Annotated in this window: 14 protein-coding genes; 9 read left to right on the top strand and 5 right to left on the bottom strand. The window is 43.6% G+C overall.

Going from position 1 to position 14,445, the window contains the following annotated elements; all coding sequences use genetic code 11:
- Positions 1-94: 94 nt before the first annotated feature.
- Both NX845_RS01250 and NX845_RS01245 read left to right on the top strand, forming a co-directional pair.
- Positions 95-1,984, top strand: a complete 1,890-nt coding sequence (locus NX845_RS01250; RefSeq protein ID WP_004734701.1) for a DUF294 nucleotidyltransferase-like domain-containing protein — start codon at positions 95-97, stop codon at positions 1,982-1,984.
- Between the two features lie 5 nt (positions 1,985-1,989).
- A complete protein-coding gene (locus tag NX845_RS01245; protein WP_004734700.1) occupies positions 1,990-2,706 on the top strand; it encodes a 3'-5' exonuclease in 717 nt (238 codons plus the stop codon).
- A 132-nt stretch (positions 2,707-2,838) separates the two neighbouring features.
- On the opposite strand, the gene NX845_RS01240 is transcribed toward NX845_RS01245, so the two are convergent.
- Positions 2,839-3,531 (bottom strand): MOSC domain-containing protein, encoded by a 693-nt coding sequence (locus NX845_RS01240; RefSeq protein WP_017094359.1) that lies wholly within the window; start codon positions 3,529-3,531, stop codon positions 2,839-2,841.
- Between the two features lie 55 nt (positions 3,532-3,586).
- Entirely contained in the window at positions 3,587-3,829 is a 243-nt protein-coding gene (locus tag NX845_RS01235; RefSeq protein ID WP_004734698.1) for a hypothetical protein, read from the bottom strand.
- A gap of 87 nt (positions 3,830-3,916) precedes the next feature.
- Here NX845_RS01235 and NX845_RS01230 point away from each other — a divergent pair, with 87 nt between their 5' ends.
- Positions 3,917-4,729, top strand: coding sequence for a helix-turn-helix domain-containing protein (locus NX845_RS01230; RefSeq protein ID WP_065681256.1), 813 nt, complete (start codon positions 3,917-3,919; stop codon positions 4,727-4,729).
- A 95-nt stretch (positions 4,730-4,824) separates the two neighbouring features.
- Here the strand turns inward: NX845_RS01230 and serC are convergent, their stop codons facing one another.
- The gene (serC, locus tag NX845_RS01225; protein ID WP_029222145.1) at positions 4,825-5,919 is read right to left on the bottom strand and encodes a 3-phosphoserine/phosphohydroxythreonine transaminase; all 1,095 of its coding nucleotides are present in this window, start codon (positions 5,917-5,919) and stop codon (positions 4,825-4,827) included.
- A gap of 162 nt (positions 5,920-6,081) precedes the next feature.
- Entirely contained in the window at positions 6,082-7,344 is a 1,263-nt protein-coding gene (locus tag NX845_RS01220) for a DUF945 family protein (protein ID WP_017091692.1), read from the bottom strand.
- Positions 7,345-7,527: 183 nt separating this feature from the next.
- Between NX845_RS01220 and NX845_RS01215 the strand changes: the two genes are divergently transcribed.
- The 3 genes from NX845_RS01215 to NX845_RS01205 all read left to right on the top strand — a co-directional run bounded on the left by NX845_RS01215 (position 7,528) and on the right by NX845_RS01205 (position 10,753).
- Positions 7,528-9,471: an ATP-binding protein gene (locus tag NX845_RS01215; RefSeq protein WP_065681255.1), complete on the top strand. Its 1,944-nt coding sequence runs from the start codon at positions 7,528-7,530 to the stop codon at positions 9,469-9,471.
- Positions 9,464-9,961 carry a response regulator gene (locus NX845_RS01210; protein ID WP_004734693.1) on the top strand — a complete coding sequence of 166 codons (498 nt, stop codon included), beginning with the start codon at positions 9,464-9,466 and terminating at the stop codon, positions 9,959-9,961. The genes NX845_RS01215 and NX845_RS01210 overlap by 8 nt, the downstream gene beginning before the upstream one ends.
- A 249-nt stretch (positions 9,962-10,210) precedes the next feature.
- On the top strand, positions 10,211-10,753 hold the full coding sequence (locus tag NX845_RS01205) for a hypothetical protein (RefSeq protein WP_004734692.1): 543 nt from the start codon (positions 10,211-10,213) through the stop codon (positions 10,751-10,753).
- Positions 10,754-10,913: 160 nt separating this feature from the next.
- Here NX845_RS01205 and NX845_RS01200 read toward each other — a convergent pair whose 3' ends face one another.
- On the bottom strand, positions 10,914-11,495 hold the full coding sequence (locus tag NX845_RS01200; RefSeq protein WP_004734691.1) for a TfoX/Sxy family DNA transformation protein: 582 nt from the start codon (positions 11,493-11,495) through the stop codon (positions 10,914-10,916).
- Between the two features lie 357 nt (positions 11,496-11,852).
- Between NX845_RS01200 and NX845_RS01195 the strand changes: the two genes are divergently transcribed.
- The 3 genes from NX845_RS01195 to NX845_RS01185 all read left to right on the top strand — a co-directional run bounded on the left by NX845_RS01195 (position 11,853) and on the right by NX845_RS01185 (position 14,435).
- A complete protein-coding gene (locus NX845_RS01195) occupies positions 11,853-12,773 on the top strand; it encodes an HDOD domain-containing protein (RefSeq protein WP_004734690.1) in 921 nt (306 codons plus the stop codon).
- Between the two features lie 54 nt (positions 12,774-12,827).
- Complete coding sequence (locus tag NX845_RS01190) at positions 12,828-13,733, top strand: lysine exporter LysO family protein (protein WP_065681254.1); 906 nt, start codon at positions 12,828-12,830, stop codon at positions 13,731-13,733.
- Positions 13,734-13,907: 174 nt separating this feature from the next.
- Positions 13,908-14,435, top strand: coding sequence for a hypothetical protein (locus NX845_RS01185; protein WP_065681253.1), 528 nt, complete (start codon positions 13,908-13,910; stop codon positions 14,433-14,435).
- Positions 14,436-14,445: the final 10 nt, after the last annotated feature.

The raw sequence follows: 14,445 nt of genomic DNA, 5'->3' as shown, positions 1-14,445 counted from the left end.
CTTTAAAAAGGTTTTAGCTCACAGATTGATTTGTGCCGGAAAATTATTATCAAATGTTGTACCATGAAATCATACAAACCAATGGATGATCATTATGGATGCTGAGTTATTAGAGATTCAAAACTTTCTGGCACAATACCCCCCTTTCTCTGAACTTCCTGAAGAGATATTGGTGAAAGTGACCAGTAGTGTGGAAATTTCTTATTACCGCCAAGATACCCCTATCATTCACTTTGGTGATCAAATTCATGACCTCTATATCGTTCGAAGTGGCGAAGTTGAAGTCTATCGTCGTAAGGGCGAACTCTATAATCGCCTTGATGAAGGGCATGTGTTTGGACAAATGGGGTTGCTGACCAACAACAAAGTTCGCTTCCCAGTTAAAGCGACCGAAGATACCCTTCTCTACTGCATCCCTGAGCCGATTTTCCAAGAGCTCTACGACAACTATGATTCATTCGCCGACTTTGTCGAGGTAGAAGATAACGCGCGACTTCGCCAAGCAAACTCAGACAGCAACGACGCCAACGATTTATCGACATCTAAGGTCAAAACGCTATTGACCAGCGAAGCGCCGATGATCGAGAAAACGCGCACCATCCAACAAGCAGCAACCATGATGGCAGAAGACAATGTCTCTTCTCTACTGATCATCGACCCTGATATTGTTGAAGATGATGAAGACGATTCAACACCTGTTATCGGCATCATTACCGACCGAGACTTATGTACTCGCGTTCTAGCCGAAGGCCTTGACCCGTCGGATGAAGTATCCAGTGTGATGACACCAGAGGTTATCTCACTCGACCACAATGCCTATGTATATGAAGCAATGATGACCATGCTTCGCTACAATGTGCACCACTTGCCAGTGCTTAAAGATAAGAAACCTATCGGTATTATCGAAGCGACCGATATTGTTCGCTACGAGTCTCAAAACTCGCTGTTATTGGTAAGCAGCATCTTCCAGCAACAAAGCATTGAAGATCTTAAAGTACTTTCTGAACAAGTAAAAGACAGCTTTGTGCGCTTGGTTAACGAAGATGCCAACGCACACATGGTGGGTACCGCAATGTCGGTAATCGGCCGTAGCTTTAAGCAACGTATTATCGAGCTAGGCGAAGAGAAATTAGGTAAAGCGCCCATTCCTTATTGTTTCCTTGCACTCGGCTCGATGGGACGTGATGAGCAGTTGCTCGTTACTGACCAAGATAACGCCATTATTCTTGATGACACCTACGACGAGAAAAAACACGGTAAATACTTTGAAGAGCTATCGACCTTCATTTGTGATGGCTTAGATCAGTGTGGCTATGTGTACTGTACCGGTGACATCATGGCCACCAATCCAACGTGGCGTATGACTCGTCGCCAATGGGAAGAGTGCTTTGCCGATTGGATTGATGATCCAAACCCGAAAGCGCTATTGAACGCTTCTATCTTCTTTGATTTAGACGGTGTCTACGGCCGCTTAAAATGGGCGGAACAACTGAACAGCTTTATTGTTCGCCGTGCACGTAAGAACAACCGTTTCTTAGCATGTCTTGCTCGTAATGCGCTTAACCGCACACCGCCACTCGGGTTCTTCAAAGATTTCGTTATGGAAAAAGATGGCCGTCACAACAACTCAATCAACCTTAAACGTCGTGGTACTGCGCCACTGGCCGATCTAATTCGTGTTCACTCGTTGGCGGTAGCCTCTCGTTCTAAGAACTCATTCGAACGTTTAGATGACATTATCGACGCAGGTATTCTGCCAAAAGGCCGAGCTCAAGATTTGAAAGATGCGATGGAGTTTATCTCCTTAGTTCGTATTCGCCACCAGGCACACGATGTCGACAACAACATAGAACCGGATAACAACATTGAGCCAGAGAACCTATCTGACTTCGAGCGACGTAACCTAAAGGACGCATTCCAAATATTAAGTAATGCGCAGAACTTCCTTAAGTTCCGTTATCAAGCCAGCAATAAGTTTAAGTAGGGCCTATGAACAAACTATTCAGATCACCTGCGGTCGATTGGCCATTTAAGTTTGCTCAAAAGCTGGAACGAGCGAGAGACGAACGCTTAAAGCAATTTTATAGCCAGCCTCTTCCTGCGCCTGATACGCCATTATCAGAAGTGACCTTCTTGGCTGTCGACTTTGAGACTACGGGTTTAAACCCAAACAAAGATGGCATCATTACCATTGGCCTTGTCCCGTTTACGCTAAATCGTATTTACTTACGACAAGCCAAACACTGGACACTGAGACCAAAGCAGAAATTAGAAGAGGACTCCGTGGTTATTCATGGCATCACTCACAACGACATCATTGACGCGCCAGACCTTAGCGAGGTGTTAGATGAGATATTAGAATCACTGGCGGGGCATATTCCGGTGGTTCACTATCGTCGTATCGAGCGTGATTTCTTGGATAACGCACTGAAAGTGAGATTAGGTGAAGGGATCGAATTTCCGGTCCTCGACACGCTCGAGATTGAATCTCAAATCCAGAACAAACTGGCTGGCGGCCTATGGAATAAGCTCAAAGGCAAGAAACCAGCATCAGTAAGGCTTGGTCAGAGTCGCCGTCGATACCACTTGCCGGACTACACGCCGCATCATGCATTAACAGATGCAATTGCAACCGCAGAGTTACTACAAGCGCAGATTGCGCATCATTTTAGCCCTGACATGCCGGTTAAAGATTTCTGGTTATAGCTAGATTTAAATACTGTTTAAATCGTACGTGAAGCGATTAGGCATTAGCCGTTAGCCGTTTTACACCTTAAGACTCATAACGCTCACATTATCGAAATAGTGAGCGTTTTGTTTTTGCGTATTAGGAAAAGCTTACTCCGCTGTCGGACCAACTAATCGCATTTCCCAATCTTCGACTTTGCCAGTTTCAAGGCGACGCTCTATGAGTGCTCCCCAAGATTCGACTAAAGGTAGCTCCGCCAGTTCTTTAAGCTCTTGTTTATCCAAACAACCTGTGAACACCGCGCCCATGATGCGAGTTAACGGCCATTCTGGATAAGGTCTTTCACATAGAATGATCTCATCTCCAGCACCGATATCCCCCTCTTCCAATACACGGAAATACCAGCCAGTTCTTAGCGTATCTTGCAGCCTTCTTGCCATATCATTTTGATCGAATCTCACGTTCAGCTTCCAGCACGGCATACGCCCTTGCGAGACTTCCAACAATGTTGAACCAATACGAATCTTATCTTTCAAGCAAATGGAGTGCTCCGTGATGCCGCTTGAGCTTAGGTTCTCGCCAAATGCGCCTGCAGATTGAAAGATGATTTTGTCACCTAACTCTTCCTGCCAAACTGGGTAGTGCTCGCTTGGGTAGATATGAAGGGCTTTTTGAATACCACCGTGAAAGCGAGGGTCGCCTTGTTCGTCATTGGTAAAACCAAGTTCTGTGGCATGCTGACGCTCAGGTAAAACCTGCTTGTTGATGGCACTGTTTGCACCGTGTGCAAAGGCAACAGTTTTGCCTACCAATACGCTATTTACTAAGCCTAACTTCTTCATATCTCTTCCTTCTTACCTGAAACTTATTTGCTGTTTTATACGAGCTAAAGCCAACTTATTGCTCGCCCAGTGATTTAAATACCGGAACCGCTGCTAATACTTCAATGTGGTTTTCTGTGCTCTTTAGGTAACGCGTTTCGCTGTTCGAAAGCAATAGATGGCGCTGATAACCTTCTGTTTTCGGAAACTTAGCCAAGACCGTTTCGAGCGATGTTTCACACTTATTTTGGTTAATACCTTCAATATCAACTTTGAATAGTAGTTGGTTTTCTTTCGATATTTCAACTTGATATCGCATACGCGTGCCCTCTCTACTTCATTCACTCTGCCGGGCATGATAGCCTAGTCTCGCCACGTCAGAATAGGGACATAGAGCCAGTTAACCATGCCAACCCGCCAAATAGATTCTCACTCCGGAATCATCACCTCAAATGAGATGATGGTCGCCAATCCTAATTCACCAGCGTTAGTGAAGACCATCGATATGCCCAAGGGCTACGTCGATGCAATGCACCAACATACGTGGCATCAAGTGATCTTCCCACTCAAAGGCCTATTGCAAACGAAAACCGAGCACTTCCAGCATCTTGTGCCCCATACTTCTGCTTTGTTTGTGCCTGCAGGTATTCAACACGAATCTATCGCATTGAGCCATACAACATTTGTCGGCATCTACCTTAATCCTACATTTGGAAATGAATATAAGCCTCAAGTACGAACCATTACCCTCACGCCGTTTTTAAATGAGCTCTTGCAGGAAATTCGCAGACAGTGCGAAGGATTTGCGGGTGATGAAGAGGTATCGCGATTGCTTTCGGTATTGCACGATCAGATCTTGAAAGACAACATTCAAACTTTTCAATTGTTGCTACCCGAAGACAGGCGCTTGAAGCTTATATTTGAAGCGCTGACAGAGGCACCAACGTTGGATTTGTCGTTGAAGGAATGGGGAGATAAAGTCGGCGCATCAGAGCGAACCTTATCGCGCTTATTCTCAAAAGAATTCAATACGTCATTTCAGTTATGGCGACAACAAATCCGCCTGATTTACTCGTTGTCTTTGCTCGATGAAGAGTTCTCAATCCAAAGCATTGCCGACCAAATCGGTTATCAAAACGACTCGTCCTACATCAAAGCATTCAAGGCTTCCTTCAATGTCACCCCGCAGCAGTTTCGCTTAAATGGTCGAAGAAGATGATTTCAGCCTCTATGTTTTTAGCATCTGTAGAGATAAAAAAAGAGGAGCCCCAGGCTCCTCTCTTTATTGGATAATATCGAAGTTTGCCTATTGAATTAAGCGTATTTCTCTTCGAAGTCTTTCATGAAACTGACTAATACTTGCACGCCTTCCAAAGACATCGCGTTATAAAGTGAAGCTCTCATTCCGCCTACCGCTCTGTGACCTTTTAGCGATTTCAGACCCGCAGCATCAGCTAACTCTAAAAACTTTGCGTCTAGTTCTGGTTTCGCCAATTGGAAAGGTACGTTCATTCTTGAACGGTTTGCGGTGTGAACATCGTTTTTGTAGAAAGCAGAGCTATCAATCGCATTATAAAGCAACGCCGCTTTCTCTTTGTTCACCAACTCCATCGCTTCAACGCCACCTTGAGCTTTCAGCCACTTGAATACAAGGCCTGATAGGTACCAAGCGTACGTTGGCGGTGTGTTGAACATTGAGTCTTTTTCAGCAAGTACTTTGTAGTTCAGAATGCTCGGCAATACTTCGTTTGCTAGTTCTAGTAGATCATCACGTACGATAGCAATGCAGATACCAGCTGGGCCGATATTCTTTTGAGCACCCGCGTAGATAACACCATACTGAGACACATCGATCTTACGAGACAGAATGTTAGATGACATATCCGCGACGATTGGCTTATCCGTTTGAGGAAGCTCACTGATTTCAATGCCATCGATGGTTTCGTTTGGACAGAAATGTACGTACGCCGCTTCTGGGTCGATTTTCCAATCTTTAGCCGGAACAACCGCCGCTTTGCCATCAATAGATGTCTTCGCGTTAAATACATCGATTTCGCAATATTTGCTCGCTTCAGTCACTGCGCTTTCTGCCCAGTAACCCGCATCAATGTAAGTTGCTTTCGTCGCGTCACCTAGAAGGTTTAGAGGGACAGCAGCGAATTGAGCACGAGCGCCCCCCTGACAGAAAAGAACTTTATAGTTGTCTGGGATGTTCAGAAGATCACGTAGGTCTTGCTCAGACTCATCGGCAACTTGAATAAATTCTTTGCTGCGATGGCTGATTTCCATAACGGAAGTGCCTAAACCATTCCAATCAATGAAGTCTGCTTGCGCTTGTTTCATTACCGGTTTAGGCAGTGCCGCTGGGCCAGCACTAAAGTTGAATACGTTATCTAATGTAAGTTCCATGGGGATAATTGCTCCTGCTAAATAATAACTATGCAAGTAATACCATGTTTTACCCAACATAAAAACAACAAAAGAGGTCTTAAGACCTCTTTTGTTTCGTACCGTACAAAATGTTTAACTTAACCCGTTAGATCGCCCTATCAGTATTAAGCCCGACTCTTTTTATTGAACAAAAGCCGGCATAAGCAGTGCAATTAATGGAATTTCTTGTCCATTTTCAAACACTAGATTTCCATTCTCTAGGTCAGCCGTGATTTCATAACCACTTTCTGTTTGCTTGATCATTTCCATCACGATCAATTCGTCGATACCTTCACGGATAAAAGGGTATTCTTCAACAAGCTCATTTGAGAAGCTAGATTGAACATTACCTGTTAATGCAGGAACAATCATTGAAGGGTTACTGCTGATGTTTTCTGTGCCTTCCGGTACGCTCACCAACCATTTAGATTCAAACTGACCCTTGCCTAATTCTAACGACATATTGTTCATTGAAAGGTCGAAGCCTTTAGCAAACAGTACGTCGATGAACGGAATAATCTCAGCCACATCTTCTTGTGTCAGAACAGGATTCGCCTGGTAAATTTCAAAGATTTTCTCAAACGACTGGCTGTCCAGTTTCGACATTTCAAAATCAACGTTTAGATTGTTCAACTGGCCTTCGTTGGTCTCAATGTTGGCGATATCCAACTTAAGACTGCTGCTCAAGCGCTTAGTCGCTTCATCTAGATGCGATTCAAAATCGTACTTAGAGTTTTCGATGGTCATGAATGGCTGCATTGCAGAATCTGAAATCAAGAAGCTATCAATAGTAAAATTCTGCGTGCCTAACCAGTAACCTTTCGCTTGCTGGCCTGAGCCAATGCCTTTTAAGTTAGAGAGTGTTACCTCTTCACCCGTTTCAAAATCAATTTGAACCGATGGGATAGAAAGCTGGTAATCAACCTGCCCTAATACAGTAGCGTGGCCAGACAGATTCGACTTCGTGATAGATACCGAGGTACCATTTTCTTCTGAGCCTTGGTGATTGAACTGGCTTAACTCGAAGTTGAAATCCGTGTTGCCGTTTAGCTCAGTGCTGGTAGTCAGAGTAAGAGGCAGAATGTCAGTGTTCTCAAACGTCGACAGCGCGTTTAAGCTCACTAAGCCATGGCTCACCGCACTATTAATGACAAACTCACTCGGTAAGCCATCGAGCGCAAGCTGCTCTTTCAAGCTCTCATCCGTCACAGTTACGCGAGTGGTTACAGTAGAAGAAAGATAACCTCTATCGTATTCCACGATCTCAGCTTGAATGCTTGAATTGTTAAGCTTTGCAACGCCATCAGTAATCGCATTTTGTCCAATTTGCCCAACCGCTAATGGCCAACAAAGTGCCAATGAGATTGCTCCGCCAATTGCACCAATTTTTCTTAACTGTTCCATGAGTTCTCTTTCTACACTAGTCTGTTTTTTTTAGTCTAACCCATCAGTAGCAAACAAGAAACATTGAGTTAAATCAGTCTATTGCTCGATACTTCGATTGCCTCAATAAATTAACGGCTAGCTCTCATCCTTATTGAGCGGTTCTTGCTAGGCTAGAGACGTCGCTACTATTAAGGTTGAGCTGTGAATCAATACGCTGTTATCTGTTTGGACAATAATCCGGTTAGCATTGAAAGAATACGTTCGGAGCTGGCTCCGTTAGCATCTGTATTCGATATTTATACTGCCGAGAACATAGAAGACGCGCATCACGCATTAGAAGATATCCATGATCACCACCAAACCGTTGCTTTAGTGATCACTCATCATCATTCTGGATTTAATGGTGTGCAATTTCTTATTGAACTGGAACAGCTGCCCCATAGTAATACCGCAAGAACGATATTAGTCAGCGCTTCGTCAGACATTCAATCCATTCTGACCGCGGTGAATGAAGGCCGGCTCAATCACTGCCTAACCAAACCCGTTCAAGATCAAGTTCTATTCAAATCGGCGCAAAAAGAGCTGACCTCTTTTGTTATCCAATACGACTCAGAAAACCTGTTATCTTACAGTGATGCGTTGGATCAACAGCGCTTATTCAGAGCGCACATCGAGCAAAAGATTCATTCTTTTCAATCGGGGTTCATTCACGACTACCACCAGCTTTCTGACAATGCCCTTGCAGAGCGTGTCGTCAGTGCATTACAAGATGTGTTTTCAAAAGATGACAAAACCAAGGCTATTCGAGACTACTCACCTAAACATCTACTCACTGTAGAAGGTGAAGACAATCGCTTTTTATGGCTGATCATTGAGGGTGAAGCCGCTCTCTATAAAAAAGATGAGTTGGGGCAACAGCGGGAAGTGGTACGACACTCTAAGGGCAATATTGTCGGCGGGATGTCGTTTGTGACGGGTGAACCTTCGTTCTCAACCGCGATAACCCTAACCCAGACACGAGTCATCAAACTGGATAAAGATAGCTTTGCTCAGGTAATGCACTCAAACAATACCCTGCTGCCGTTATTCACCAATCTATTGCTCCGTCACTTTAACCGCCGCTTGCAAAGAAGTATCACGAATAAAATCAAGCTGCAACAAACGTTGGAGTCACTAGAGTCTGCACATCAACAATTGATCGAGAAAGAGAAGATGGCGATGCTTGGGCAACTTGTCGCGGGCGTTGCTCATGAGTTGAACAACCCTATTGCCGCGATCTTACGAAGTATTGAAACCTTGTCTGAACATCTCGACCAGATACTCGAAAACTCGTCATTCCCAGAATCGAATAAAGGGACTGACGTGCTGGCGCATTCAAAGTTAGCCAAGCCACTATCAACGGCTCAAGAAAGACAACTCGTAAAGCATCTTACGTCGACTATCGATGATCGTGCGCTAGCCAAAAAAGCTGTGAGACTAAACCTAAGCCAAGATTCGGCGGTTCTAGACACCTTGAAAGACTCACCTGTCGCAGGCAAAGAGCTGCTCAATGACTTAGAGCATTACCACTATGTTGGAAACTCTATCCGCTCAATTCAAGTATGCAGCAAGCGTATTGCCGATATGGTTAAAAGCCTAAAAAGCTATGCCCGAGAAGATGAAGAGGTTCGCCACTACGCAGACATTCACGAAGGGCTTGAAGATACCTTAGTGATCTTTGAAAACAGACTCAAACATCACCAACTTGAAAAACATTACGACACCGAATTACCGCCTTTATTGTGCCAGTCGCTCTCGCTACAACAAGTATGGACGAACCTGATCTCTAACGCTCTCGATGCCCTTTCTGAACGAGGAAAAGTGTCAATCACTACCTCTCAACAGACGCAAGGTGACGACACGTTTCTAGTAGTGGAAATTTCCGACACCGGCCATGGCATTGCGAAAGAAGACATCAGCACCATTTTCAACCCAAATTTCACGACCAAAAAAGAAGGCAACTTTGGTTTAGGAATTGGTTTATCTATTTCTCAACAAATCGTTTCGGCTCATCAAGGGTTTATTTTGGTGAAGTCTGAGGTAGGCAGCCATACACACATGCAAGTGTGGCTTCCATTCAAACAAGAAGGAGCACCTCATGAATAAGTACCTAATTTTATGTGTCGATGATGAGCCTGAAGTCCTCAACAGTGTCCTTCAGGACTTGGCGATATTTGAAGAGAACTTTCTGGTTGAAGGTGCTGAGTCTGTCGATGAAGCCAAGCAAGTAATTAAAGAAATGGGACAAGATGGTATAAAGCTCGCGTTAATCTTGTGCGACCACATCATGCCTGACAAAACCGGTATCGACTTTCTCATAGAACTCAATCAGAACGATTACACTAAGCCGACACGCAAACTACTGCTCACAGGGCAAGCAGGCCTGGAAGATACGGTTACGGCCATTAACAACGCTGCGCTTGATTTCTATATTTCTAAGCCTTGGCAAGGTGATCAGCTCAGAGACACGATTACTCAACAACTGACCGACTATGTCATTGCAAACGACAAGCAATTGCTAAACTGGACTTCCATTTTAGATACCGAGCGCATCCTCACGTCAATGGCAAACAAGCGAACAAGCTTTGGCGAATAACCTAATGCATTGTGAATCGACCTTAAGTTTTGGTGAATCGACCTTAAATTTTGGTGAATAGTCCCATAAACATGAGATCTCAGTTGCAGAGCAGCGCCTAAATTGTATATTTTTTAGCTAAATGGCAAAGGATTGGCATTTTTATGGATTACTTTTCCATGAGTTAGATTAAACTGTCTCAATGTTTATGGTTTGCCTGATTTTTCTCAAGCCAAAGGAATTAACACTAAATAAAGGTTTACGGTCGTTATGCGCAAAATTCTACTTACTACCGCTATGCTATTGGCTTCTAGCCAAGCACTAGCTGTTGATGAACAACCACAAGTAATGAGCAACTTTAACTACGATTACTTTGAAGCACGTATCGGTGCTAGCCCAGTAACATTTGGTGGCGCGTTCAGTAAGTCAATTCACCCGAATGCTCACGCTATAGCACGTATCGATTCAGAATTTGAAGGCGATTACGACTCAGCTGTAGGTCTTGGTTTCCACGCTCCATTAAACAACTGGGCAGACCTAACAGGTGAAATGCTAGCTCGTATCGTTCAGCCTGAAAACTCAAGCTCTACTGATATCGGTATGGAAATCAACGTTGGTGTTCGCCAATGGCTTGGTCCACAACTAGAAGTTGGTGGTAAAGGTGGTTACGTTTCTATCGATGACAACGATGATTGGACGGGTTCTGTTTACGCGCGTTTCCACTCTACAGAGCTTTTCTCTTTAGGTGCTGAAGCTCGTATTAACGACTTCTACGGTGACCAGCTAATGTTCACGGCTCGTTTCAAGTACTAATACTTAACGCTCAAGCCCTAACAAATAAGCTATCCATGAGCACTTAGCCTTTTGATACTTAGTCTTTTAAGAAATCCGGCTAAGACAGAAACAAAAAACCGAGGACATTCCTCGGTTTTTATTTATTAGTAATAATCTTAAGCATATAAGGCAAACTTCTTTAGTGGCAGCCCTTTAATAATTGCTGCTTGCGTGGCTCTTGTAATAGTTTCCAGTGAATACCATCAATTGCACCCGCAAATTTCCAAAGTAGTTTTAGGTCAACATCATTTCCGTACGCTTTGCGAACCTTATTAAACACTTCAGGCGCGCCCAACTGCATAAACATTGAAACATCGTCCACACCCGCCTTTTTAACCATGCGCTCTAACGTAAGTTGCATGTTTGGTAGATCTCTCAATCGACGGCTAGCGGATGATTTCTTAAAGCTACGTTGCTGAATTGAATTATCAATTGAAGTACGAATAATACTATCCAATTCAGGATGTTCGCATGTAAACAGGTCAGTAATATCGTAATAATTTACGGTAGCTGTTGTCTGTTTTTTTACATGACGATACTTTTCACAGTCAAGATCCGTCAGTTTTTTATCTAATGACTTTCCACCTCTGATGAATAAACAACCTTCACTCAATAAAGCGAACATAGCGTCATTTTGAAAGAGGCCGATACCTCCAAACATAGAACGTTTTTGATGCTCACCAAATTGATTCACGTAATTAATAAATGCTGTCTCGGTCATATCCGTTGATCCTTAATCAAATTACCCCGATTAGGTTCATTACCAGACAAGCAGCTTTTTATGCGAAAAATTTTTAATCTATTTTTTATTCTTTAGGTGAATATTATGATTTCGTTTTCCACCTTTAAATAAATGATACTTCGAAAAGAAAAATAAGTCTGGGCTTAGTTCACATCAATCAATTGAGTATTATGATTTTTCATGATTGATATCACAGTAAACTATCAAACAATGCTTAAATTTCGACACCCAGTGATACACCCGTTCAAATTATTCAAGGTTATGTCGTCGGATGAGTATTGCTTCACAGCATCGCGGCTTGTAAAATGGCAGAACATACATGTTGTTACTTTTTTTATGAATCATTTATCGTTTTTCTGGCTACCACAAAATAAGGCTCTTCTCTTAAAGGGTCTAGAATCAGAGTTTGCCCAACTTGTTGGCCATTCTATTTCAGCGGGAAAAATAACACTTCCTCCTATCCCTAACGTTGTACTGAAAATTCAAAAGCTTTGCACTCTCGAATCAACCGGGATTGCCGAAGTTGCCGAATGCTTACTTGAAGACCCAGGCCTCACTGCTGTCGTCATTCGAGTGGCTAACTCTGTCGTATTCAACAGACGCAACATTACTTGTGTCGATATGATGACGGCTGTGTCGCGCCTTGGCATATTAAGAGTGCGTGACATCGTTACGGCTCAGGCTATTGAACAACTCAAGCATTCAGTCAACCTGAGCAAAGAGTGTAATGAGTTACTGGTTCAGAGCGCTTCTGTCTCCAAAGAACTCGGCGCCACTATGGTACTGGTGACCAACGGCTTCAAAGAACTCTCCCCTATCGAATACCGCTACCTTGAACATGAGAAGTCACTGCTTGTTGGGTTACTGGCTGACATTGGTTTGTTCTGTTTAGTGAGCGAATACCACCTCTACCTCGAAAATGGCAATTACCTAGACCACGATATCGCCCTACAAATATTCCAAGGCCAATGTTCTGCAACCAGTAAACTGGTGCTTAATCGTTGGGGCTTCGACAGCGACTTTATTGATGTGTGCAGTAATACCATTAATAGCCACGAAGAACGCGAAGTGTCTTACTTGGATATTGCACGAATCGCTAATCACCTGCTGATGTTCAGAAACAAGGATGAGAACATCGATGATCACGAAGTTGAACTTAACGTGACAGGTGCAGAGGTGCTTTATAAATTAAGCAACTTGAGCAAACATGATTTTAATGCAAAGCTAAGCGACGTGATCAATACTAGTGGCTTCTAAGTCACTGTTAAGTGACAAGTAAATGTAATATGAAGTAAATGCAGTGGGGAAAGCATGTTTACAGGGATGATCTTTATATTTGCACCACTCGTCGTGGGGTATCTTTTTTCTATTTCGAACGATCAGACGCTAGAATTTATCAACCGCTCGACATCGCGGTTGATCTACGTGATTCTCGCGTTAATGGGGCTAAGCTTAGCCGCCCTCGATAACCTAGGCAGTAATCTGCAGACAATCCTTCTTTACACCGTCACTTTCTTTGTCTGCTTAAGTGTTTGTAACCTTATGGCACTGCCCGCTATTGATAAGTTACTGCCACTCAAAACCGACAGCAGCAAAAAGAAACTTCCCCTCTCTTCGATGGTGATGGAGTCGGCCAAACTGATCCTAGTTGTGGGTTCAGGCCTTATCGCTGGTTTAGTATTGCCTATCAGTCTTGATTGGGTTGATACCGCCAGTGAGTGGATTTTGTTTGTACTTCTCTTCTTTATTGGCATTCAACTGCGTAATAGCGGTTTAACACTTCGACAAATCTTGCTGAACAAACACGGCATGGTCATCGCAATCACGATTATCGTCACCTCAATGCTAGGTGGCGTTATCGCGGCTTACATTCTGGATATCCCTCTGTTCAAAGCCTTAGCTATGTCTTCTGGATTTGGTTGGTATTCTCTGGCTGGTATCTTGATGGGTGACGCCTTTGGTCCTGTTTATGGCGGCGCTTCTTTCATGCTTGAGCTGTTAAGAGAGTTAGTTGCCTTAGTACTGATCCCAGTGCTGATTCGCAGCTATCCGTGTACCTCTATAGGCTATGCAGGTGCTACGGCGATGGACTTCACTCTACCTGTCATTCAAACAACAGGCGGTGTTCGATGTGTGCCTATCGCTATCGTCAGTGGCTTTATCCTAAGCTTGCTTGTCCCGATTTTGATGTTGTTCTTTGTATCTCTTGCTAACTAGATCGCAGGAATAGCGTTTGTTTTAGATTAGAATGCAACTCGAATACCTATGCCCAAGACACCGATACAGTTACCGAAATAAAAAGACACTAAGTGTCATTGCTCAACAAATAACGATCACGGTAACCTGTAACGACAAAGTTATAAAAAGAATAAACTTACAAAAGGAACCACTATGAAACGCCTTTGCGTCGCATTACTGCTAGCTTCAACTTCTACTTTCTCTTTTGCAGCAGATTCAATGTCTGAAACAAACCAGTGCCAAGCAAAAAAATATGATGCGTACATCGACGCCTCTTTGAATTGGTATGACGACCTTGCTGCATTGACCTCTGAGCAATACCCAGAGCTAACAGAAGTCAGTGAGTGGTTCCTAGAAGGTCGTAAGCACCACTTTGAGCTTAATCGTGCTGCAGTAAACTACTACCTTGTGAATGACTCTAGCAAAGTGGCTACAGAACAACCTGTCGAAGGTTGGCTACAACTAGAGCAACACGACATTAAAACGCTATCAACACGTGATGATGAGCTAGGTAAAATCGCGAAAACAACGTTCGACGACCGCCAATCAACGCCTCATGCTCAAAACTACGAGCTACGTTCAGCGTTTGCAGAATTGCTTAGCCACCCTAAGCAAATCGATACGGCACTGCAACGCTACAACCAGTCAATTACTAAACTTGAAGCGATTAAGTGTAAATAACCCCTCATTT

The organism is Vibrio sp. NC2 (genome assembly GCF_025195005.1).
Taxonomy (GTDB): domain Bacteria; phylum Pseudomonadota; class Gammaproteobacteria; order Enterobacterales; family Vibrionaceae; genus Vibrio; species Vibrio splendidus.
The sequence above is the reverse complement of the archived record's forward strand: the minus strand, read 5'-3'. Positions and strand labels throughout refer to the sequence as shown.

Coding starts and splice junctions, on each gene's coding strand:
- NX845_RS01245 (WP_004734700.1), top strand. CDS start 1,990: ATGAACAAACTATTCAGATCACCTGCGGTCGATTGGCCATTTAAGTTT.
- NX845_RS01185 (WP_065681253.1), top strand. CDS start 13,908: ATGAAACGCCTTTGCGTCGCATTACTGCTAGCTTCAACTTCTACTTTC.
- NX845_RS01190 (WP_065681254.1), top strand. CDS start 12,828: ATGTTTACAGGGATGATCTTTATATTTGCACCACTCGTCGTGGGGTAT.
- NX845_RS01240 (WP_017094359.1), bottom strand. CDS start 3,531: ATGAAGAAGTTAGGCTTAGTAAATAGCGTATTGGTAGGCAAAACTGTT.
- NX845_RS01200 (WP_004734691.1), bottom strand. CDS start 11,495: ATGACCGAGACAGCATTTATTAATTACGTGAATCAATTTGGTGAGCAT.
- NX845_RS01205 (WP_004734692.1), top strand. CDS start 10,211: ATGCGCAAAATTCTACTTACTACCGCTATGCTATTGGCTTCTAGCCAA.
- NX845_RS01235 (WP_004734698.1), bottom strand. CDS start 3,829: ATGCGATATCAAGTTGAAATATCGAAAGAAAACCAACTACTATTCAAA.
- NX845_RS01210 (WP_004734693.1), top strand. CDS start 9,464: ATGAATAAGTACCTAATTTTATGTGTCGATGATGAGCCTGAAGTCCTC.
- NX845_RS01250 (WP_004734701.1), top strand. CDS start 95: ATGGATGCTGAGTTATTAGAGATTCAAAACTTTCTGGCACAATACCCC.
- serC (WP_029222145.1), bottom strand. CDS start 5,919: ATGGAACTTACATTAGATAACGTATTCAACTTTAGTGCTGGCCCAGCG.
- NX845_RS01195 (WP_004734690.1), top strand. CDS start 11,853: ATGAATCATTTATCGTTTTTCTGGCTACCACAAAATAAGGCTCTTCTC.
- NX845_RS01230 (WP_065681256.1), top strand. CDS start 3,917: ATGCCAACCCGCCAAATAGATTCTCACTCCGGAATCATCACCTCAAAT.
- NX845_RS01220 (WP_017091692.1), bottom strand. CDS start 7,344: ATGGAACAGTTAAGAAAAATTGGTGCAATTGGCGGAGCAATCTCATTG.